This is a genomic window from Gordonia sp. LMA484, from assembly GCF_058129505.1.
Map to the genome: position 1 here is coordinate 1,051,793 of NZ_CM176700.1, position 21,023 is coordinate 1,072,815.

The window sequence follows — 21,023 nt, forward strand, 5'->3', positions numbered from 1 at the left end:
CCGGCGACGGTCCACAGGAGGACGTCGTCATGCCTGGCGCACTGTTGCGCTGCTCGAGGTGCTCGGACCGCGCTGTCGGTCACCGAGCCTGGCGTGCGATCGCCATGACCTCCTCTTCGGTCGGCGGGCTCTTCGGGTGATACGACAGGCACAGCGGTGTCTGGGTCTTCGCGAAGTCGCCGCCGTCGAGCGCGGTGTAGAACACACCGGTCGGCAGGCGGCCGATATCGGGAATGGAGCTGTTCTTGGCGCGGGCGATGTCCTGGGCCGCCGTGATCTGCGCCGGGCTGTGCAGAAGCCCGTAGAACTGGGTCGCCGCATTGCCGGGGATCTTGTTGTCCAGCCCTTTCGGAGCCTGCGTGGCGAAGATCAGTCCGAGTCCATACTTGCGGGCCTGTGAGGCCAGGGCGAGGGTGCTCTGGGTGCATGGTGTGGTGCGGTTCGCCGGCGCGAAGTTCTGCGCCTCGTCCATGACGAACAGGCCCCCGAGGGGGCGATCACCGGCGGGATGGCGCTTGATCCAGGCGAACAGGGCCATCTGCAGCTCGTTGACGAAGTTGTTCCGCTTGTCCTCGTTACCGAGGGCGCCCAAGTTGATCACCGACACCCGCGCACGGAAACCCGGCGAGGGCGTGAGCAGCACCCCCGGATCGGCCGCGGTCGGGTCACCGCCGAAGAGCGGATCGTTTGCCTGGGCCGCCTTGAGGTTTTCCGCGATCTCCCCGGCGAACTTACGCGCGTTCATCAGATCGCTGACCTCGTCCGGTAGGTCGGACAGCAACTCGATGAAATCGCCGATCGACGTACCTCCGTGCCTGCCGAAATGTCGGAGTGCATCCAGGAGAACGGCGCGGGACTGCACCGACTTGGCGGTCTTGCCCTCGACCATCGCCCGAGGGGTCAGACCGGCCGCCGCCGATTCGACCGCGGCGTTGAACTCGTCGGCGTCGTCGAGGACGTCGGCGAAGTCGGGCAACGGCCGGAAGCTCAGCGGCCTGCCGTTGCTGCGGCCGGGGGTGAACACGACGACCTCGGTCCTGGCGAGATAGGCATCGGCCTTGTGCTCGTCCTCGCCGTGCCACTGGCGGGTATTGTCCGGCCATGGTGTGCCGAGTCGGGCGAGGTCATTGTTGACATCGAGCACGATCGACGAAACGCCCTGTAACGCACACTCTTCGATGATCCGACGGATCAGCACGGTCTTGCCCGAGCCCGATCCCGCGAAAATCGCGGTGTGCTTGCGGAGCGCTTCGAGCGCGACGCCGACCGGTCGCTTGGACCCGCTGACGACACCGAGTGGGATCGACATCGTGCCGGCCGAATCGGTGCCCACCGCGGCTGATGGCGCTCGTACGATCGGCCCTCGTGCGATCGAGGGGCTGAACTCGCCCAGCACGACGTTCGTCGCGATCTCACTGAGCGCCGGAACCGAATAGCGGTCCAGGCCGGGCGCAGAGTCCGGTGTGGGGCGGGGTCGCGTGGTCTCCTGGCGCGACGTCTGGCGGGCCGGCGGCGGTGTGGTATCGACAGTGGGCGCCTCGGGAGCCATCTCGTCGACGACCGGTTCGAGGACCTCCTTGATGAAGCCGACGTTCGCCGCCGGATTGCGATGGGCGATCCACTCGGTGAGGAATTCGGAACGCTCCGAACGTATCTGGGCCAGTGCGGATAGGATTCGGATGTCGTCGTCGGTCCAGGCGACGACGATGCCGCCACGTTCGTGGAGTTCGGCCACCATCTCCTCGGTCTTCGTGCCCGACGGCCACGGGTCGCGTCGCAGGACGACGAGTGTGCGCGCGACCGTGCCGAGGGACAGCCCGGCTGCGGTCGTCGCGTTGGCGAGTCGCGCCTGCACGGACCGGTAGTGGGCCGCCGAGAGTGCCCGAAAACTCCACGACTGTTCGGCGTCGGTCTCCGGATCGAGGGTGCGCCGTATGCGTGCGTGCAGAACGGCCTTGGGCCCGGGCTTGGGGTCCTGCTGGAAAGCCGTGCCGTCGTCGGCGAGCGCCTCGATCCACGATGCGAATCCGGCGTGCAGCAGCGGCGGGACGACCCGGTCCTCGTCCTCGGGGGTCAGCGCCGACGTCGGGTCGGCGGCGGCCACCAATTCGGCGAACCGCCGATCGAGTTGGGCGAGTTCGGGTTTGTCGTCGGTGGCTGACACCGTCGTGACGTGCTGGTCCGTGCGCAACGACGTCATCTCGGCGAACACATCGGCACGGAGGCATGCGCCGATGTGTCGGTCCGCCGTGCGCATGAGTTCCCGGGGCGTGAAGTCGACGGATGCGCTCAGGGCCTGACCGGTCACCGGCCACGTGGGATATGGCGGGATGAAACCGGCTTCGTCGAAGCAGGGGGCGAAACGTTTGGCCAGCAACGTCGCGCCGAAGTCGGCCGAGGCGGGGCGCTGGAGCGTCGGGGGCTGACGGAACCGATCCATCGCCGACGCCATCACATTGCTCTCCAAGTACTCCCACGCGGCCGTGATGCACGAGACCACCGCCGTCGTCCGGCTCATCGTCTCCCGGATCGACATCAAACCGTGCGCGACCTTCTCGACCGCGTTCGCATCATGCCGATTCTCCGATTTCGCCGCCTCGATGAGTGTGTCGAGCTGGTCGATCGCCAGTACCGCGGCGTTGTCGAAAGCGATTATCCGAGAGATGTTCTCGACGATCTCCTGGTATCCGAGGCGCGCATTGCGAATGCCCCACACAGCCAACTCCTCGCCGTCGTCGACGTCGAGATGCAGGAAGGCCTCGCCGAGGTCCTTGGTCGCGAAATCATCCGCCTCGGTCAACACCAGTGCCCGCAGAATGTGCTGCGACCGCCGACGGTGCCGCGAGTGTTTCCGGTAGACCGCCGTCACGAACCGGTCGAGGATCTCCGGGGTGACCTCTTCCTCGCCGGTCACCGCCGCCAGATCGGTGGCCTCGACTCCGGTGTCGGCGCCGAGTCGGTACAGCAGCTGCGCCAACTGGGATCGGTGGGTGGGGGTCGGTCGGCTGAGATCCTCGAGCATCGCGACCAGGACCGACCGCCAGAAGTCCTCGCCGTCGAGCAGCTTGACGAGAAAGAAGTAGCCGCCGCCGGTTTGGACGCGTTCACGTACCTGACCCAGCAGGTGGGTTTTGCCGGCCCCGGCAGGGCCGCGGACGGCGACACCGAGGGGACTGGCCGCCGCGCTGCGCTGCGCGTCGTCGAAGGCGCGCATGATGTCCTGGACGGTCGATTCGTGAAGCCCGGGAACATGAAGCGGCGCCTGGGCTCCCCACACGTCGTCGGGGGTCGCCGCCCAATCCAGCCGGATCGATTCCAGGGCGCCTCGGGTGCGTTCGTCCATCAGTATCGGCCCTTCGTGACGCTCGCAGGCTCGCTCCTCAGGGAGCGGGGGGTGACGGGCTCGCTCCTCAGGGAGCGGGGGGTGACGGGCTCGTTCCGCGGGGAGCGGGGGGTGACGGGCTCGCTCCTCACGGAGCGCGGGGTCGCGGGTTCGCTCTGCGGGGAGCGGAGGCTGACGGGCTCGCTCCGCGAGGGGATGGCGGAGTTGTTGCCCAGGGAGCGGGGGCCGGAATTGTCGCTCAGGGAGCGGGGATCGGCGGGCCCGCCGTTCGATGTGTGGAGAACGGCCGATTCTTCGATCGCGAAGAGATGGCACGGTTGGCTGCCGACGCGGACTGCCGTGGACCGGTCGGCGTCGGTGAGCAGGCTGCGGTCCTCCTGCGGGATGAGGCTCACCCCGGGTTGTCGCTGGATCTCGACGAGTGCTTCGTCGAGAACTGTCGGGTCCACGTCGCCGAGAGCCGCGCGTAGTTTCCTCAGCGCGACCCATGAACCGGGTCGAGAGGCCAGATCTGCGTAGGCGTCCCTGATGCGCTTCTCGATTCCGTCGCCGGACGGTTGCGCGGCCGGCGCCGGTTCGGTTGGCGGGCGGAACACCTCGTACAGTCGCAGGTCTTCTGCATCCAGGTAGCGCCCGAGTCCCGCCATGACCGTGTACAGCGCGCGAATGGGTGGTTGCGCACCCTTGGGTGGAGCGGACATGAGTTCTCTTGCGCACCAGGCCCACCCGTCGTCGGTGAGGGAGTGCACGAAGCTGTTGCGTGGGCCCTTGACCGACTCGATGAGACCGAGCCGGTTGAGTTTGTCACGACTCTGCTTCGTCAACTCGGGCGCGAGTGCCTTGAGTTCCGGGTTTGCGACGTCGCGTGCCTGCGACATGAGGACGAACAGCACCGCACTCTGCGATGGCGTGAGCGATACGTGTTCCAACGTCAGTGGCTCCTCGATGTGGTGGCCGGGATCGGGCGGGTGCCGGACGTGGCTCGTTCGGCGAGTGCGTCGTGGATCTCGTCGACAACCACACCGACATCCGCGAGAACCTGCGTGTTGGTGTAGCGGAGTACGAGATATCCGTGCCGCTGAAGCATGTTGTCACGCGCGCGGTCGGCCGCGTACTTCGCGGGCTGCCGATGATCGTCGCCGTCGACCTCGACGATCACCCGCTCATCGGGCCAATGGATGTCGGCGATCGCCATCGGGAGCATCGGATCGAGTTCGTGGATGCGACGATTCCATCGTCGTTCGACCGCCCAGGCATGCCGGTCCAGCGCTCGCTCGAGCGCCTGCTCGGCGTCGCTGTGTGGTGCGGGCATGCCCTCGCATCGGCTGATCGTGATCGCCGCGGGGGGCTCGGGTCTCGGTTCGGCGACCGCCGGGTGCGTGCGTCGGCGGGCAGCCAGACGGTGACGTCGCCGTGTTCGGCGATCCACCCGACCGCCGTGGCCACCACGGATTGCGCGGCGCCGTCGAGGTCGGCTGGCACGGTCACCGCGAGGACCACCGATTCACGAGCGTATGCGCGCCGGAGAAGCCGAGTCAGTCCTCGGGCCCGCGTCTCGGGTGCGGTTCCGGCCGGCAGCGCGGTCCCGGTCGCTGCGGCGCGGGCCAGGTCGATGACGAATGGGCGGTAGTCGGCGCCGGCAGCGCACAACGCGCGTGCGCGCATCTCGGCGTCGTCGACGTCGATGGTGCGAGCCAGCGGTTCGTCGCCGCCCAACCACGCCGGTGCGAGTGCGATGACGATCTGCTCGAGCTCGTCGAGAATCTCGCCGACCACCGCACGCGAGGAGGCCGGCGCCGACCCGCAATAGGTGAGTATCACCGGTCGGTCGTCGGCGATCTCGGCGACCATCGCGTCGATATCGGCACGGCAGACGTCGACCAGTCGCAGCACGCGGCCCGGGCGCTGTGCTCCGGTGAGCCACTCGGATCGGTGGCGGGTCACCCGGTGCCTGCCGTCAGCAGAACCGATGGCGTGGGAGCGGCGTTCATCGCTGAGAAATATATCCGTTGGCGCCGACGGCGGCTCGATGAAGTGGCCGCGATCGGTACGGGCGCGGCAGGTAAGGGAATGAACGACCTACACCGGCTGATCCTGAACAGGTCGTTTCTTGATCCCGAACAGGGTGAACAGAGCCGCGCCGGTCGCGAACACCGCCAGCAATGCCAGTCCGATCGTGTAGCTGTGGTCCTCGGCGTCGTAGGTCGCACCCATCACCATCGGCGGGAAGAAGCCGCCGAGGCCGCCACAGGCACCGACGACGCCGGTCACCGACCCCACACGTTCGACCGGGGCTGCCTGGGCCACCCAGGTGAACACCGAACCCGAGCCGAGTCCCATGCACGCGGCCATCAGCACGAAGTTGATCCCGGCGGGGATCTCCAGGGGCGGTTGGGTGATCATCCAGAGCGCCAGCACTGCGGCACCCGCACACGAGATGAAGGTGATCAGCCGGGGACCGAAGCGGTCGGAGAGCACTCCGCCGACCGGGCGCGCGATGACCGCGGCGACCGCGAACCCCGCGGTGCGGGTGCCGGCGGCCTGCAGGTCGAAATCGTAGACATCCTTGAGGAACGTCGGCAGATAGGTCGAGAACGCGACGAACCCACCGAAGGTGGCCGCATACAGGAACGACATCTGCCAGGTGATCGGCAACTTGGCGGCGGCGACCAACTTGGGTGTGACCGCGGCGCGGTTCGGCCGCCAGGCGGGTGAGTCATGCATGAACATCCATACGATGACGGCCACCACGACAAGCGCGACCGCGATGATCACGTGTGTCGTGACATAGCCGAACCAGCTGACGAAACGAGGGGTGAAGAACGCCGACAGTGCGGTGCCGCCCATGCCGGCGCCGAACACTCCGGTGGCGAAGCCTCGTTTGGATGACTCGTACCACGCGTTCACGAACGGGATGCCCACAGCGAAGGTGGTACCGGAGATGCCGAGGAAGAACCCGACGACGAGCATCATCGGGTACGACTCGAGTTCGCCTGCCACCGCGACCAACACGACGAACGGAGCCGTTGCGATCAGCAGGATCGGGAACATGAGTCGTCCGCCGTAACGGTCGGTGAGTGCACCGGTCAGGATTCGACCGACCGAACCGACCACGATCGGGATGGCCACCAGGACCGACTTCTGAGTGGACGAGAGGCCGAGGACCTCGGAGTAGCGGACGCCCAGGGGCGCAATGATGTTCCACGCCCAGAAGCTGATACAGAAGGCGAGGGTGGCGAGGACGAGGTTGCGAGTCTGGCCGGTGCGCAGGACGGCCGGGTTGGATGTGGCGGTGGTCATCGCTTTCGGTCCTCTGTTCCGACGGGAGCCCAACCGGGCCGGGACGAACGGCTACCGGGAGTGTTCGCGACGTCCCGGCTTCGATAGACGATGTAGGGCCGGAACAGATAGTGAACCGGCGCAGTGAACGCGTGTACGAGGCGGGTGAACGGAACCATCGCGAAGACGAGCATCCCGACCAGCACGTGGATGTGGAACCGCAAGGGCGCTTCGCTCATCGCGTCGATGTCGGGCCGGAAGTAGAAGATCGAGCGGAACCACGGGGACACGGTCTCGCGGTAGTTCACGCCCTCGGCATCGGGAACGGTACCGATGAGGGTGATGTAGACGCCGAGTACCAGGGCGGCGGTCAGCACCAGGTACATCACCTTGTCGTTCGTCGTGGTGGCCATGAACACCGGCCCGGAGGTGCGCCGCCGGTAGATGAGGATCACGAGGCCGCCGAGAGTGGCGATGCCGGCGATGATACCGAAGAAGGCAGCGGTGAAGTGGTACATGTCCTCGGATATGCCGAGGGTCTCGGTCCACGACTCCGGGATCACCAATCCCATTGCGTGCCCTATGATCACGACCAAGATGCCGAAATGGAACAGTGGGCTGCCGATTCGCAGCAGCCGGGACTCGTAGAGTTCCGACGACCGCGTGGTCCAGCCGAACTTGTCATAGCGGTATCGCCAGATGGTGCCGCCGATCACGAGCAACAGGGTGATGTACGGCAGCACTCCCCACAGCACGACGTCCACGAGATCACCTCGCCTCTGCGATCGGCAACAATCGGGGGTCGAACGGCTCGAGTCCGACCGTCTCCACCGGCGTGGGGGTGTCTCGCATGGCCAGCACGGCGTTGCGGTCGGCGGGGGATGTGCCTGGGAGGGTCGAGCAGACGGCCTCCAGCACAGCGGCATACGACGACTCCACCTCGACCAGCGACAGCCGGAGCAGTTCAAGTGCCGGGCGGAACTCCTGCAGCAGTTCGGATCCGGCGACGGGATCCACGCGCGCGGCGAACTCGAGCACGATCGGGAGGTGATCGGGCAACTCGCCCCGCAGGTCCACGACATAACCGCCGTCGCGATAACACTGTTTGAAGCGAGTGAGGATCTCACCACGTCGCCGGGTGTCGCCGGCGGTCCAGTAGGAGAGGTAGAGGGTGTGCTTGCGGGACAGGTCGAAGAGGTCGACGTAGTTCTGCCGCAACACCTCCGGGACGCCAAGTCGGAGGTGGCCGACGAATTCACCTAGAGCGGTGACCGTTTCGTTCCCCGGTTGTTCGCAGAGTGCGGCCTCCAGCAGTGGCGCCATTGCGAGCACGTCGTCGTCGGGGTAGCTCAGGCACACCGACGCGACCTGGCGGATGACCGCAGCATCCGGTGGGTGACCGCGGCCCCACCTCATCGGCGTTCCGATCGGTGCGGGAACAGGCCGTCCGGCACGCCATTGCCGTCCCAGTTCAGCAGATTGGTGCGGCCCGCGAGACTGTCCGAACCCGCTGCGGTATCGGAGGTCTGGCGTTGGCGTAGGGCGTGGAACGTCTCCACCGAGACCGGCGCAGGTTTGCCGCTGGCCTCGCCGAATGCCGACGAGTCGAACATGCCGGGCCCGTCGTCGTAGTCCAACGAGCAACCCAGTTCCTCGAGATCGTGGGCCTGTTCGAGGTGTGCGGTGGGGATGACGTAGCGCTCGTCGTACTTCGCAATCGCCATCAGCCGATACATCTTGTAGAGCTCTTCCTCGGACATCCCCACCGAGGCAGGTATCGATGCGTCGAGCTCACGACCGAGGGTCACATCACGCATGTAGGCCCGCATGGCGGCGAGCTTGCGCAGGACACCGTCGACCACCGCGGTGTCACCGGCGGTGAACAGTTCGGCGAGGTAGCTCACCGGTATGCGCAGGGAATCGATGGCACCGAACAGATTTCGGTGACTCTCCCCGTCGTGTCCCTGATCGGACAGCAGGTCCACGATGGGCGACAGCGGTGGGACGTACCAGACCATCGGCATGGTGCGGTATTCCGGATGCAGCGGCAGCGCGACTCGGTAGGTCTTGGCCAGCGCGTACACCGGGGACCGGCGGGCGGCGTCGAGCCAGTCGTCGGGGATTCCCTGGGCCCGTGCCGCGCTGATCACCTCGGCGTCGTCAGGATCGAGAATCAGGTCGAGTTGCGCCTGGTAGAGATCGTGTTCATCGGGGACCGAGGCTGCTTCGGTCACCGCGTCGGCGTCGTAGAGGAACAGACCGAGGTAGCGCAACCGTCCCACGCAGGTTTCCGAACACACCGTGGGGAGGCCCACCTCGACGCGCGGGTAACAGAACGTGCACTTCTCGGCCTTGCCCGACTTGTGGTTGAAATAGATCTTCTTGTAGGGGCATCCGGTGATGCACTGCCGCCAGCCGCGGCAGCGATCCTGGTCGACGAGCACGATGCCGTCCTCGGCGCGCTTGTAGATCGCCCCCGACGGGCATGAGGCCATGCACGACGGGTTCAGGCAGTGCTCACAGATCCGGGGCAGGTAGAACATGAAGGTCTGTTCGAAGCTGAACTTGATCGCTTCCTCGGACTCCCGTCGGAGTTTCGCGACTATCGGGTCGAGTTCACCCATTTCGGGCGCGCCGCCGAGATTGTCGTCCCAATTTGCCGACCAGGTGACCTTGGTGTCCTTGCCGGTGATGAGCGACTTGGGCCGCGCGACGGGAAAGTCGTCGCCCAGCGGTGCGTCGACGAGGGTCTGGTAGTCGTAGGTCCATGGCTCGTAGTAGTCGTCGAGGGTCGGCTGGACCGGGGAGGCGAAGAGTGTCAACAGTTTCTGCAGCCGCCCGCCGGTGCGCAGTCGCAACTTGCCGCGCTTGTTCAGGTGCCACCCACCGCGCCACTGTTCCTGGTCCTCGTGGCGTCGCGGATAGCCTTGTCCAGGTCGGGTTTCGACATTGTTGAACCAGACGTATTCGGTGCCCGCGCGATTGGTCCACGCCTGTTTGCAGGTGACCGAGCAGGTATGGCACCCGATGCATTTGTCGAGATTCATGACCATGCCCATCTGGGCCATCACGCGCATCAGTACGTCACCTCCTGACTACGTTTGCGGATGGTGGCGACGATGTCGCGCTGATTTCCGGCCGGCCCCAGATAGTTGAAGGCGTAGGACAGCTGGGCGTATCCGCCGATCATGTGGCTCGGCTTCACGAGTAGCCGGGTGGCCGAATTGTGGATGCCGCCGCGACGTCCGGTCGTCTCGGACTTGGGCACGTCGATGGTCCGTTCCTGTGCGTGGTGGACATAGCAGACACCTGCCGGCATGCGATGACTCACGATCGCGCGACACACGAGCACCCCGTTGGCGTTCACGCATTCGATCCAGTCGTTGTCGGCGACGTCGATCGATGCCGCGTCGTCGGGGCTCAGCCATGCCGTCGGCCCACCGCGGGACAGCGAGAGCATGAACAGATTGTCCTGGTACTCCGAGTGGATCGACCATTTCGAGTGCGGCGTCAGGTAGCGGACAGTGATCGCGCGCGAACCGTCTGAGCCGAGTTCGGGTTCCCCGAACAAGCGGTGCATGTCCAGTGGGGGCCGGTAGATCGGCAACGATTCCCCGATGTCGATCATCCAGTCGTGGTCGAGATAGAAGTGCATCCGTCCGGTGAGTGTGTGAAACGGCTTGAGCCGCTCGATGTTCACCGTGAACGGAGCATAGCGGCGACCGCCGGTCTCCGAGCCCGACCACTCCGGCGACGTGATGACCGGCACGGGTGCCTGCTGGGTGTCCGCGAATCGGATTCGTTTCTCCTCGGAGCCGCGTGCGAGGTCGTCGAGCACGAAGCCCACCCGTTGCTGCAGCTTGCGGAAACCTTGCACCGCGAGTTCGCCGTTGGTGGTCCCGGAGAGCGCGAGGATCGCCTCGGCCAGTTTCGAGTCGGTGTCGATCGCGGGGCGGCCGTCTCCCGCACCGCCGAGCATCACCCCGTTCGCCTCGCCGAGCAACCGGATCGGTTCGTCCAGATCGTAGGTGACGTTCTTGACGGTGAAGCCCTGCGAGTCGGCGAGCGGACCGATCGTGGCGAGCTTGTCGGCGATCGCCGTGTAATCGCGTTCGACGACGGTGAACACCGGCATGTTGCGGCCAGGCCGGGCAGCGATGTCGGACTGCCACCAATCGGCCACCCTGCCGTGCGGTTGGGCGGTCTCACCGGGCGTGTCGTGTTGCAGTGGCACACTGACCAGGTCACGACGAACCCCGAGATGGGTCCGGGCGAGTGCGGACAGCTTCTGCGCGAGCAAACCGAACATGTCGAAATCGGTCTTGGCCTCCCATGGCGGGTCGATGGCCGGCGAGAAGGCGTGCACGAACGGATGCATGTCGGTCGACGACAGATCGTACTTCTCGTACCAAGTGGCGGCCGGGAATACCACGTCGGATAGCAGGGTCGTCGAGGTCATCCGAAAATCCGCGGACATGAGCAGATCGAGCTTGCCCTCGGGAGCGGTCTCGCGCCAGGCGACATCGCGTGGTCGCGGGGTGTCGGCCGCCTCGGTGCCGAGCACGTTGTGGTGGGTGCCCAGCAAATGACGCAGGAAGTACTCGTTGCCCTTCGCCGACGAGCCCATCAGATTGGAGCGCCACAGCACCAGCGTCCGCGGCCAGTTCTCGGGCGCGTCGACGTCGCTGATGGCAGGCACCAACGACCCCGACTTCAATTGCGCTGCCACGTAGTCGCCGACCGTGTCGGCGCGGCCGTCGTCGACGGCGGACCGGGCGGCGTCGGCGACGTCGAGCGGGTTGGTGGAGAATTGCGGATAGAACGGCATCCAGCCGAGTCGCGCCGACTGGGCGATCGCGTCGGCGGTGTGCTGGTGGTCGAGGATGCCGCGTGACAGCGGGGAGGCGAGCGACGCAGTCGAATACCCGTCATTGCGCCATTGGTCGGTGTGCATGTACCAGTACGACGTCCCGGTCATGGTTCGCGGCGGCCGGGTCCAGTCCAGGGCGTTGGCCAGCGAGATCCAACCGGTGATCGGACGGCATTTCTCCTGTCCGACATAGTGCGCCCATCCGCCGCCGTTGCGGCCCATACATCCGGTGAGGATCAACAGCGAGAGGATCGACCGGTAGGTGGCGTCGCCGTGGAACCACTGGCAGATCCCGGCTCCCATGATGATCATCGAGCGGCCCTCGGATTCGGCTGCGTTGGAGGCGAACTCGCGGGCGATGCGGATGGCGGCGTCAGCGGGGACACTCGTGATCTCCGCTTGCCAGGCCGGGGTGTACGGCGTACTGACATCGTCGTAGCCGCTGGGCCAGTCGCCGGGCAGCCCGTCGCGCCGAACCCCATACTGGGCGAGCATCAGGTCGAAGACCGTGGTGACCAGGTGGCCGCCGACCCGGCGGGTGGGCACACCGCGGCGCAGCACGGTGCCGCTGCCGTCGGGTGCGTCGAAGGCCGGGAAGCGCACCGTCGTCGTCTCGGCCGCGTCTTCGTACAGCGTCAACGCCGGTATGACACCGCCGAGATCCAGATTCCAGCGGCCGACGCCCCCCTCGGCATAGCGGAATCCCATGGAACCGTTGGGTACCACCGGTTGGCCCGTGGCCTCGTCGAGCAGCACCGTTTTCCATACGTCATCGTCGATGCTCTCGCCGTCTGCGATCTCGTCGGCGGTCAGGAACTTTCCGGGCACGTGGCCGGTGCCGTGCTCGTCGGTGTGCTCGTCGAGATGGATCAGGAACGGGAGGTCGGTGTACGTGCGGACATAGTCGTCGAAGAACGGGGTACGTGTGGAGACGAAGAACTCCGTGAGGATCACGTGACCCATCGCCATGGCGAGTGCGGCGTCGGTACCGGCCTGCGCCGGCAGCCATTCGTCCGCGAACTTGGTGTTGTCGGCGTAATCCGGGCTGACCGTCACCACCTTGGTGCCGCGGTAGCGCACCTCGGCCATCCAATGGGCGTCGGGGGTGCGGGTGACCGGGACGTTGGAGCCCCACATCATCAGATACGTGGCATCCCACCAGTCGCCGGACTCGGGGACGTCGGTCTGGTCGCCGAAGACCTGGGGGCTCGCCACGGGCAGATCGGCGTACCAGTCGTAGAACGACGTCATCACCCCACCGATCAGCTGGATGAATCGTGTTCCGATGCAGTGCGAGACCATCGACATGGCGGGGATCGGGGAGAAGCCCGCGCAGCGGTCGGGCCCATAGGTCTTGATGGTGTGCACGTGTGCGGCCGCGGCGATCTCGATGGCGTCGTCCCAGGACACCCGGATCAGACCGCCCTTGCCGCGGGCCTGCTGATAGGACTTCCGTCGGATGGGGTCGCCGACGATGTCGGCCCAGGCGAGGACGGGGTCGCCCAGGCGTGCTCTCGCTTCCCGAAACATCTCGATGAGAACGCCCCGGGCATACGGGTAGCGCACCCGGGTGGGTGAGTAGGTGTACCAGGAGAATGCCGCTCCCCGAGGGCAACCGCGGGGTTCGTATTCGGGTCGGTCCGGTCCGACCGACGGGTAGTCGGTCTCCTGGGTCTCCCAGGTGATGATGCCGTCCTTGACGTACACCTTCCACGAGCACGACCCGGTGCAATTCACGCCGTGGGTGGACCGCACGATCTTGTCGTGGCTCCAGCGATCGCGATAGAACACGTCGCCGGTCCGCCCACCGCGACGGAATACCGCGCGCCCGTCATCGGTCTCATCCCACCGGGTGAAGAATCTGCCGAGGTCCAGCAGAGCCTTCGCCGCTTCACCGTCCACACCGGATGGTCGGCTCATACCCGGGAACGATACGAGCGTCGCCGCGGCAATTGGTGAAATGCCGGAAATCAGTTGATGAACCGTGCCCGCTCACAGTGGAGGTGGTGGCGTGTGAGGTTTGTCTCGGTAGGTGTTGCGGCGGTGATCAACCCGTGACCACGGTGAGCAGCACTGCCGAATCATGCTGCGCGGTAAGCCCATGCCGCTCCCGGGGGATCACGAGGAGGTCTCCGTCCATGCCCTCCCACTGCGCCGTCGCCGTGCTGAGGGTCACGTGACCGCGCAGGACCTGGAGGCTCGACTCGCCGGGGCTCTCGTGATCGGTCAGGCGGTTGCCGGCTACCAGCGCGATCACGGTCTGGCGCAGCCGGTGGTCGGCGCTGCCGAAGAGCGTGTGCGACGCACGGCCGCTGCGGGCGGAGTGTGCCGAGGAAAGCAGTTGATCGACGAGCTCTGGGAGGCGTGTGGCATCCATGGTTTCACTCTGGCACCACGACCCGTCGCTCACACCGCGACTCGCAGGATTCGGTCATCGCCATCGGCGGGTTGTCCCCGTCCATCGGTGTTGCTGGTGCTGATCCAGAGCGACCCGTCCGGTGCGGCCGCGGCCGCGCGGAGCCGGCCGAAGTCGCCGGTGAACAGATCGGCGGGCGGTTGTGCGGACGCTCCCTCGAGGGGCACCCGCCACAGCCGCCGTCCCCGCAGTGCTGCGACGTAGGCGGTGCTGCCGATGATGGCGAGTCCCGCGGGTGAGGCCTCCCGAGGTGACCAGGTGGTGATCGGCGCGACGAAGCGGGGATCGTCGGAGTTTCCCTCGACGATCGGCCACCCAAAATTGCCGCCTCGGCGGATCACGTTCAGCTCGTCGGAGTCGTCGAGGCCGAACTCCGTGGCCCACAGGCGGCCGGCCGCGTCGAATGCCAGGCCTTCGACGTTCCGATGTCCGTAGGACCACACCTCGTTGCCGAACGGGTTGTCCGGCATCGCACGACCGTCGCGATCCAGGCGGAGGATCTTCCCGTTGAGCGAATCGGTATCCTGCGCGACATCGGGTTGAGCAGCGTCGCCGACAGCGACATACAGCGCACCGTCTGGGCCGATTACGACTGCTCCGCCGTTGTGGTTGACGGCGGAGTCGAGGCCGGTGAGCAGCGGTCGGGGCGCCGATATCCGTCGGCCGTCGAAGTCGGCGCGGGCCAGGCGGTTGTCGCTTGCGGAGGTGAAATAGAGGTACACGGCGGACTCGTCCGGTGTCACCGCGAGGCCCTGGAGGCCGCCCTCGCCGCGTGGGGCGACCCCGGATACGTCGCCGATCGTCGTCACCGCGCCGTCGGGGGAGACGCGCACGATCGTGGCGTCGTCGCGTTGGGTGACCAGTGCGCTCGCGTCGCGCAGGAAGGCGATGGCCCAGGGGACATCGAGGCCACCGGCGATCGTGGTCACCGCGGGAGCCCTCCCGCCGGATGCCGCACTGCCGCGTGTCGGTGCGTCCGACGCCGGAGTGGTGGCGTTGTCGGTTCCGCAGGCCGCGACGACGACCGAAAGCCCGGCGACCGCGCCCGCGGACAGAAACTGTCGACGGTCCATGACCCGATGGTGCCGGAATTGCCCGGCTCGTGCGCTGCGGTGACGGGGATTCCCACACGGCGCACCGTGTGACCGGTTACCGTCCGCGGCGTGGGTGACAAGGTGATCGTGGCGGTGTGGGGCGCGGACAGGGCGACGCTGACGTCGGAGACGTTTCTCGAGACCTGCGCCGCAGCCGGTGTGGGGCGGCTGCAGGTGAACGTCAGCGACGAACCGGTCGCCGGCGCGATGCGGATCAGAGAGGTGAACCCACCGATCGACGGAGCGGTGAGTTTCTGGGCCGACGACCCGCAGCCGGTCATCGACGCAGTGGCGCGACGGGTGGGACGCGTCGCCGCGTGGGCGGTGACCGAACGCGCGCCGCTGAATCCCGACCTGCCGCGTGACGGCACCCGTGTCGACGCCCTGGCCAATCTGGCGTTCCTCCGGCGGCCGACGGAACTCGAGCGTGTCGAGTGGCTGCGGTTGTGGCTCGACGAGCACACGTCGGTGGCCATCGAGACCCAGGCGACGTTCGGCTACTACCAGAACATCGTCGACCGGCCGCTCACCGACGACCCTGTTCACGTCGACGCCATCGTCGAGGAACTGTTCCCGATGGCCGCGGTCTCCGACGTCCACGCCTTCTACGGCAGTGGCGGTGACCAGCGCGAACTCGAACGCCGCCTGACCGAGATGCTGGCGAGTGTGGCGCGGTTCGGTGCCGACCGGCACCTCGACGTCGTCCCGACGTCACGGTATGACTTCGAGCTGGGGCGGCGGTGATCTCGATACGCTCGCTCGCCTGGCGGCTCGCGGGCTACTCGATCAGCGGTTGGGGTGGTCCCGTCGCTGGTTGGGGGACCGTTGAGCCGGCGGTTGCGTGGTGGGGGTGGGCCCCGCCGCTGGTTGAGTTGGGGATCATTGCGCCGGTGGGGTGGCCCCGTCGTTGGTTGAGTAGTTCGAGCCGCTCGCGGGCCGCTCGATCGGCGGTTGGGGCGCCCTCGGCGGCACCGATTTGGGTCTGGCCAGCGAATTCTCTACACTTGAGCGGTTGCCTGCCCTTGGGCCGGCTCATCGACACAACTGAATAGTCGCCGGTGCCGGTGAAAAGCCAAGGGCATCGGCGGCGAGAACCTTATGCACAACTATCCACTTCGTGGAAGGCCCACCGCAGGTCAGGGATTGTTTCCCGCGATCGGCGCTGTATGGGAACCGCCACGAGAAAGGTTGACGGTCAACCATGACCATGACTGACCCGATCGCAGACTTCTTGACACGTCTGCGTAACGCCAACTCGGCGTTCCATGACGAGGTGACTCTCCCGTCGTCGAAGATCAAGGTGAACATCGCCGAGATCCTCAAGCGCGAGGGCTACATCACCGACTACCGCACCGAGGATGCCGAGGTCGGCAAGAACCTCGTCGTCTCTCTGAAGTACGGCCCCAGCCGTGAGCGCAGCATCGCAGGTCTGCGCCGCGTCTCGAAGCCGGGTCTTCGGGTGTATGCAAAGTCCACCAACCTGCCCAAGGTCCTGGGCGGCCTCGGCGTGGCGATCATCTCCACGTCATCCGGCCTGCTCACCGACCGCCAGGCAGCCAACCAGGGCGTGGGCGGCGAAGTCCTCGCGTACGTCTGGTAGGGGAGGCTCACAACATGTCGCGTATCGGAAAGAACCCCATCGAGATCCCGGCCGGCGTCGACGTCACGATCGACGGCCAGAACGTGAAGGTCAAGGGCCCCAAGGGTGAGCTCGGCCTGACCGTGTCGGAACCGATCACCATCGCCAAGGAAGACAACACCATCGTTGTCAGCCGGCCGAACGACGAGCGCCGCAGCCGTGCCCTGCACGGTCTGAGCCGGTCGCTGGTGAACAACCTCGTCGTCGGCGTCACGCAGGGCTACACCACGAAGATGGAGATCTTCGGTGTCGGCTACCGCGTGCAGGCCAAGGGCAGCGACCTCGAGTTCGCCCTGGGCTACAGCCACCCCGTGCCGATCGAGGCGCCCGCAGGCATCACCTTCGCCGTGGAGTCGCCCACCAAGTTCTCGGTCTCGGGTATCGACAAGCAGCAAGTCGGCCAGATCTCGGCGAACATCCGCCGCCTGCGTCGTCCTGACCCCTACAAGGGCAAGGGCATTCGCTACGAAGGCGAGCAGATCCGTCGCAAGGTCGGAAAGACGGGTAAGTAAGCCATGAGTGATACAGCAACCAAGACCAAGACCGCCCGCAAGCCGCTCGGCAAGGACGTGTCGACCCGTCGTCGCACCGCGACCACGAACCGTCACTTCCGCCTGCGCAAGAAGGTCAGCGGAACCCCCGAGCGCCCACGTCTCGCGGTCAAGCGCAGCTCGCGTCACATCCACGTGCAGCTCATCGACGACCTGGCCGGCAACACGCTGGCCGCCGCGTCGTCGATCGAGGCCGACGTGCGTGCCGCCGGCGGCGACAAGACCGCGCAGGCCCGCAAGGTCGGCGAGCTGATCGCCGCCCGCGCCAAGGCTGCCGGCGTCGAGGCCGCCGTGTTCGACCGCGGTGGCAAGGACTACCACGGCCGGATCGCGGCACTCGCCGACGCCGCCCGCGAGGGAGGCCTGAGTTTCTGATGACCATCTTCACCAGCTTCACCAACTTGACCGGAGGGAACCTCTGATGCCCGGACGTCAGCGTGACGGCGGAAACGGACCCGCCGGAAACGACAACAACACCGCCTCGGCGGGTAACGAACAGCGTGGCGGCGACCGCCGCGGCGGCCGTGGCCGTCGCGACGACCGCGGTGGCCGCGACCGCGAGGACCGCAATCAGCTCGAGCGCGTGGTCTCCATCAACCGTGTGTCCAAGGTGGTCAAGGGTGGACGTCGGTTCTCCTTCACCGCTCTCGTCGTCGTCGGCGACGGACAGGGCATGGTCGGTGTCGGCTACGGCAAGGCCAAGGAAGTTCCCGCGGCCATCCAGAAGGGCGTCGAAGAGGCTCGCAAGAACTTCTTCCGCGTGCCGCTGATCGCCGGCACCGTGACCCACCCCGTCCAGGGTGAGGCCGCGGCCGGTGTCGTGATGCTCCGCCCGGCCAGCCCCGGTACCGGTGTCATCGCCGGTGGCGCGGTGCGTGCCGTGCTGGAGTGCGCCGGCGTGCACGACGTGCTCGCCAAGAGCCTCGGCAGCGACAACGCGATCAACGTGGTGCACGCCACCGTTGCCGCGCTGAAGATGCTGCAGCGCCCCGAAGAGGTCGCCGCACGTCGTGGTCTGCCGATCGAAGATGTCGCTCCCGCGGGCATGCTGCGTGCTCGTGCCGGACAAGGAGTCTGATCGACATGGCAGAACTCAAGATCACCCAGATCAAGGGCACCATCGGTACCAAGAAGAACCAGCGTGACAGCCTGCGGACCCTCGGCCTGAAGGGCATCCGCAAGGAGGTCATCCGCGAGGACACTCCGATCAACCGCGGCCTCATCAACGTGGTTCGGCACCTCGTGACAGTCGAAGAGGTTAAGTAATGACCATCAAGCTCCATCACCTTCGCCCCGCCCCGGGCGCGAAGACCGACAAGACCCGCGTGGGTCGCGGTGAGGGCTCCAAGGGTAAGACCGCCGGCCGCGGCACCAAGGGCACCAAGGCGCGCAAGAACGTGCCCGCCGCCTTCGAGGGTGGCCAGATGCCGATCCACATGCGGCTGCCGAAGCTGAAGGGCTTCACCAACCGCAACCGGGTCGAGTACCAGGTCGTCAACGTCGGCGACATCGCCAAGCTGTTCCCGCAGGGCGGCACCATCGGCGTCGACGAGCTCGTCGCAGCCGGTGCGGTTCGCAAGAACCAGCTCGTCAAGGTGCTCGGCGACGGCGAACTCGGCGTCAAGGTCGACGTCACCGCCGACAAGTTCACGGCTTCGGCCAAGGAGAAGATCGCGGCTGCCGGTGGCAGCGCGACCGAACTCTGATCGATTCGCCCGTACCGCCGCGGGCCGGCAGCTGCGTTCACGCTGCCGGCCCGTCGGCGGTATCGGTGTCTGTCATCGGCCACCGGACAGGACAAGCCGGACATCAGCTCGTCGCGCTGACGAGGCCCGATGGCGTGACTGTTAGAGTTCAAGCGTTGTCTTGACGCTTCGATCAACGTCGATTGCCGAGCACGTGGGGGACGTCCGAGTCCATCCGCGTGGTCGTTCCTAGGAGGAGTTAGTGTTTTCCCCCCTCGTCGCGGCCTTCCGGACGCCCGATCTGAGGAAGAAGATCCTCTTCGTCGTCGGCATCATCGTGCTGTATCGACTGGGTGCGACCATTCCGTCCCCCGGCGTCGACTACAAGGCCGTACACGCGTGTATCGACGAGGTGTCGCACGGTAGCGCGGCCAACATCTACTCGCTGATCAGCATGTTCTCCGGCGGCGCCTTGCTGCAGCTGTCGGTCTTCGCGATCGGCATCATGCCCTACATCACCGCCAGCATCATCGTGCAGCTGCTCACCGTGGTGATCCCGCGCTTCGAACAGTTGCGCAAGGAAGGCCAGTCCGGCCAGGCGAAGATGACGCAGTACACGCGCTATCTGACCGTCGCCCTGGCGTTGCTGCAGTCGACCGGCATCGTCGCGCTGGCCGATCGCGGCCAGCTGCTGCAGGACTGCTCGCAGGCCGATCAGATCATCAACGACCAGTCCATCTTCGGTCTCGGGATCATCGTGCTCGTGATGACCGCCGGTGCCTGTGTGGTCATGTGGTTCGGTGAGCTGATCACCGAGCGGGGCGTCGGCAACGGTATGTCGCTGCTGATCTTCGCCGGTATCGCTGCCCGCATCCCGGCCGAGGGCAAGAACATCCTCGACACCCGCGGCGGTCTGGTCTTCGGCCTCGTCTGCCTCGCCGCCCTGTTGATCGTGGCGGGCGTCGTCTTCATCGAGCAGGGCCAGCGCCGTATCCCGGTCCAGTACGCCAAGCGCATGGTGGGCCGCAAGATGTACGGCGGATCGTCGACATATCTGCCGCTGAAGGTCAACCAGGCCGGCGTCATCCCGGTGATCTTCGCCTCATCACTGCTCTACCTGCCGCAGCTGATCCTGCAGTTGACGCAGGGATCGGACGGCACGCAGTCGACCTGGCAGCGCTACATCAATCAGTACCTGACCGACCCCGGCAGCTGGGTCTACATCCTCGTGTACTTCCTGATGATCATCTTCTTCACCTACTTCTATGTGGCGGTGACGTTCAATCCGGAAGAGCGTGCCGACGACATGAAGAAGTACGGCGGGTTCATCCCCGGCATCCGTCCGGGATCCCCGACCGCCGACTACCTCGGCTATGTGCTGAGCCGCATCACACTGCCGGGCTCGATCTACCTGGGTATCATCGCGGTACTGCCAAACCTGTTCCTCGAGATCGGTAACAGCGGTGGTGTGCAGAACCTGCCATTTGGGGGCACGGCCGTGTTGATCATGGTCGGCGTGGGTCTGGACACGATGAAGCAAGTCAACAGTCAATTGATGCAACGCAAGTACGAAGGATTCCTCAAGTGAGACTCGTCATTCTCGGCCCCCCCGGCGCCGGCAAGGGTACCCAGGCGGAACTGCTCTCGGAGGCCCTGGGCATTCCGCACATCTCCACTGGAGACCTGTTCCGTGCCAACATCTCCCAGGGCACCGCGGTGGGCATCGAGGCCAAGCGCTACCTCGACGCCGGTGACCTGGTCCCCTCGGAGATCACCGTCGACATGGTTCGCGCACGCGTCGCCGAGCCGGATGCCGCAAAGGGATTCATCCTCGACGGCTTCCCCCGCTCGACCGAGCAGGCCGACGCGCTCGCCGACATTCTCGCCAAGCTCGACACCAGCCTCGACGCGGTGCTGTCGTTCGAGGTGGACACCGACGTCGTGGTCGATCGCATGATGGCCCGCGGGCGCGCCGATGACACCGAAGAGGTCATCCGCAACCGGATGGCGGTCTACACCAAGGAAACCGCCCCGTTGCTCGAGTACTACGGCACCGAGGTCAAGACCATCGACGCGGTCGGCGACGTGCAGGACGTGCATCAGCGCGTCCTCAGCGCGCTGGGCGCCGGTGTGTCCTGACTCACAT

The 21,023-nt window shown here is 66.2% G+C and carries 20 protein-coding genes; 9 read left to right on the forward strand and 11 right to left on the reverse strand.

The features are described from left to right. Positions 1–79: 79 nt before the first annotated feature. From AC4AMJ_RS04315 to AC4AMJ_RS04365, 11 genes are all read right to left on the reverse strand, one after another. On the reverse strand, positions 80–3,343 hold the full coding sequence (locus AC4AMJ_RS04315) for a helicase HerA domain-containing protein (RefSeq protein WP_489917355.1): 3,264 nt from the start codon (positions 3,341–3,343) through the stop codon (positions 80–82). After that, complete coding sequence (locus AC4AMJ_RS04320; RefSeq protein WP_489917356.1) at positions 3,343–4,272, reverse strand: hypothetical protein; 930 nt, start codon at positions 4,270–4,272, stop codon at positions 3,343–3,345. The genes AC4AMJ_RS04315 and AC4AMJ_RS04320 overlap by 1 nt, the downstream gene beginning before the upstream one ends. Before the next feature lie 2 nt (positions 4,273–4,274). After that, positions 4,275–4,538: an endonuclease domain-containing protein gene (locus AC4AMJ_RS04325; protein ID WP_489917357.1), complete on the reverse strand. Its 264-nt coding sequence runs from the start codon at positions 4,536–4,538 to the stop codon at positions 4,275–4,277. Then, positions 4,499–5,287 carry a hypothetical protein gene (locus tag AC4AMJ_RS04330; protein WP_489917358.1) on the reverse strand — a complete coding sequence of 263 codons (789 nt, stop codon included), beginning with the start codon at positions 5,285–5,287 and terminating at the stop codon, positions 4,499–4,501. The genes AC4AMJ_RS04325 and AC4AMJ_RS04330 overlap by 40 nt, the downstream gene beginning before the upstream one ends. Before the next feature lie 135 nt (positions 5,288–5,422). Continuing rightward, a complete protein-coding gene (locus AC4AMJ_RS04335; RefSeq protein WP_489896791.1) occupies positions 5,423–6,643 on the reverse strand; it encodes a nitrate/nitrite transporter in 1,221 nt (406 codons plus the stop codon). Continuing rightward, complete coding sequence (gene narI / locus AC4AMJ_RS04340) at positions 6,640–7,386, reverse strand: respiratory nitrate reductase subunit gamma (RefSeq protein WP_489896790.1); 747 nt, start codon at positions 7,384–7,386, stop codon at positions 6,640–6,642. The genes AC4AMJ_RS04335 and narI overlap by 4 nt, the downstream gene beginning before the upstream one ends. 4 nt (positions 7,387–7,390) lie before the next feature. Then, positions 7,391–8,038: a nitrate reductase molybdenum cofactor assembly chaperone gene (gene narJ / locus AC4AMJ_RS04345; RefSeq protein ID WP_489896789.1), complete on the reverse strand. Its 648-nt coding sequence runs from the start codon at positions 8,036–8,038 to the stop codon at positions 7,391–7,393. Further along, positions 8,035–9,699: a nitrate reductase subunit beta gene (gene narH / locus AC4AMJ_RS04350; protein WP_489896788.1), complete on the reverse strand. Its 1,665-nt coding sequence runs from the start codon at positions 9,697–9,699 to the stop codon at positions 8,035–8,037. Before narH ends, narJ begins: the two co-directional genes overlap by 4 nt. Then, positions 9,699–13,412 carry a nitrate reductase subunit alpha gene (locus AC4AMJ_RS04355; protein WP_489917359.1) on the reverse strand — a complete coding sequence of 1,238 codons (3,714 nt, stop codon included), beginning with the start codon at positions 13,410–13,412 and terminating at the stop codon, positions 9,699–9,701. The genes narH and AC4AMJ_RS04355 overlap by 1 nt, the downstream gene beginning before the upstream one ends. A gap of 127 nt (positions 13,413–13,539) precedes the next feature. Next, on the reverse strand, positions 13,540–13,869 hold the full coding sequence (locus tag AC4AMJ_RS04360; RefSeq protein WP_489896787.1) for a cupin domain-containing protein: 330 nt from the start codon (positions 13,867–13,869) through the stop codon (positions 13,540–13,542). Positions 13,870–13,898: 29 nt separating this feature from the next. Then, a complete protein-coding gene (locus AC4AMJ_RS04365; RefSeq protein WP_489896786.1) occupies positions 13,899–14,981 on the reverse strand; it encodes a PQQ-dependent sugar dehydrogenase in 1,083 nt (360 codons plus the stop codon). Between the two features lie 90 nt (positions 14,982–15,071). On the opposite strand from AC4AMJ_RS04365, the gene AC4AMJ_RS04370 reads away from it, so the two are divergent. The 9 genes from AC4AMJ_RS04370 to AC4AMJ_RS04410 all read left to right on the forward strand — a co-directional run bounded on the left by AC4AMJ_RS04370 (position 15,072) and on the right by AC4AMJ_RS04410 (position 21,016). Beyond that, on the forward strand, positions 15,072–15,746 hold the full coding sequence (locus tag AC4AMJ_RS04370; protein ID WP_489896785.1) for a hypothetical protein: 675 nt from the start codon (positions 15,072–15,074) through the stop codon (positions 15,744–15,746). 457 nt (positions 15,747–16,203) lie between these two features. After that, complete coding sequence (rpsH, locus tag AC4AMJ_RS04375) at positions 16,204–16,602, forward strand: 30S ribosomal protein S8 (RefSeq protein ID WP_489896784.1); 399 nt, start codon at positions 16,204–16,206, stop codon at positions 16,600–16,602. 14 nt (positions 16,603–16,616) lie between these two features. After that, complete coding sequence (gene rplF / locus AC4AMJ_RS04380) at positions 16,617–17,153, forward strand: 50S ribosomal protein L6 (protein ID WP_489896783.1); 537 nt, start codon at positions 16,617–16,619, stop codon at positions 17,151–17,153. A gap of 3 nt (positions 17,154–17,156) precedes the next feature. Next, on the forward strand, positions 17,157–17,567 hold the full coding sequence (gene rplR, locus AC4AMJ_RS04385) for a 50S ribosomal protein L18 (protein ID WP_489896782.1): 411 nt from the start codon (positions 17,157–17,159) through the stop codon (positions 17,565–17,567). Positions 17,568–17,613: 46 nt separating this feature from the next. After that, on the forward strand, positions 17,614–18,270 hold the full coding sequence (gene rpsE, locus AC4AMJ_RS04390; protein WP_489896781.1) for a 30S ribosomal protein S5: 657 nt from the start codon (positions 17,614–17,616) through the stop codon (positions 18,268–18,270). A gap of 5 nt (positions 18,271–18,275) precedes the next feature. Further along, complete coding sequence (gene rpmD / locus AC4AMJ_RS04395; protein WP_489896780.1) at positions 18,276–18,458, forward strand: 50S ribosomal protein L30; 183 nt, start codon at positions 18,276–18,278, stop codon at positions 18,456–18,458. Continuing rightward, positions 18,458–18,898 carry a 50S ribosomal protein L15 gene (rplO, locus tag AC4AMJ_RS04400; protein ID WP_489896779.1) on the forward strand — a complete coding sequence of 147 codons (441 nt, stop codon included), beginning with the start codon at positions 18,458–18,460 and terminating at the stop codon, positions 18,896–18,898. Before rpmD ends, rplO begins: the two co-directional genes overlap by 1 nt. A gap of 241 nt (positions 18,899–19,139) precedes the next feature. Further along, positions 19,140–20,465: a preprotein translocase subunit SecY gene (gene secY / locus AC4AMJ_RS04405; protein WP_489896778.1), complete on the forward strand. Its 1,326-nt coding sequence runs from the start codon at positions 19,140–19,142 to the stop codon at positions 20,463–20,465. Then, a complete protein-coding gene (locus tag AC4AMJ_RS04410) occupies positions 20,462–21,016 on the forward strand; it encodes an adenylate kinase (RefSeq protein ID WP_489896777.1) in 555 nt (184 codons plus the stop codon). Before secY ends, AC4AMJ_RS04410 begins: the two co-directional genes overlap by 4 nt. The last annotated feature ends 7 nt before the right edge of the window (positions 21,017–21,023 follow it).

Coding starts and splice junctions, on each gene's coding strand:
- rpsH (WP_489896784.1), top strand. CDS start 16,204: ATGACCATGACTGACCCGATCGCAGACTTCTTGACACGTCTGCGTAAC.
- rpmD (WP_489896780.1), top strand. CDS start 18,276: ATGGCAGAACTCAAGATCACCCAGATCAAGGGCACCATCGGTACCAAG.
- rpsE (WP_489896781.1), top strand. CDS start 17,614: ATGCCCGGACGTCAGCGTGACGGCGGAAACGGACCCGCCGGAAACGAC.
- narH (WP_489896788.1), bottom strand. CDS start 9,699: ATGCGCGTGATGGCCCAGATGGGCATGGTCATGAATCTCGACAAATGC.
- AC4AMJ_RS04355 (WP_489917359.1), bottom strand. CDS start 13,412: ATGAGCCGACCATCCGGTGTGGACGGTGAAGCGGCGAAGGCTCTGCTG.
- AC4AMJ_RS04325 (WP_489917357.1), bottom strand. CDS start 4,538: ATGGCGATCGCCGACATCCATTGGCCCGATGAGCGGGTGATCGTCGAG.
- AC4AMJ_RS04365 (WP_489896786.1), bottom strand. CDS start 14,981: ATGGACCGTCGACAGTTTCTGTCCGCGGGCGCGGTCGCCGGGCTTTCG.
- rplR (WP_489896782.1), top strand. CDS start 17,157: ATGAGTGATACAGCAACCAAGACCAAGACCGCCCGCAAGCCGCTCGGC.
- narJ (WP_489896789.1), bottom strand. CDS start 8,038: ATGAGGTGGGGCCGCGGTCACCCACCGGATGCTGCGGTCATCCGCCAG.
- rplF (WP_489896783.1), top strand. CDS start 16,617: ATGTCGCGTATCGGAAAGAACCCCATCGAGATCCCGGCCGGCGTCGAC.
- AC4AMJ_RS04360 (WP_489896787.1), bottom strand. CDS start 13,869: ATGGATGCCACACGCCTCCCAGAGCTCGTCGATCAACTGCTTTCCTCG.
- AC4AMJ_RS04315 (WP_489917355.1), bottom strand. CDS start 3,343: ATGGACGAACGCACCCGAGGCGCCCTGGAATCGATCCGGCTGGATTGG.
- rplO (WP_489896779.1), top strand. CDS start 18,458: ATGACCATCAAGCTCCATCACCTTCGCCCCGCCCCGGGCGCGAAGACC.
- AC4AMJ_RS04335 (WP_489896791.1), bottom strand. CDS start 6,643: ATGACCACCGCCACATCCAACCCGGCCGTCCTGCGCACCGGCCAGACT.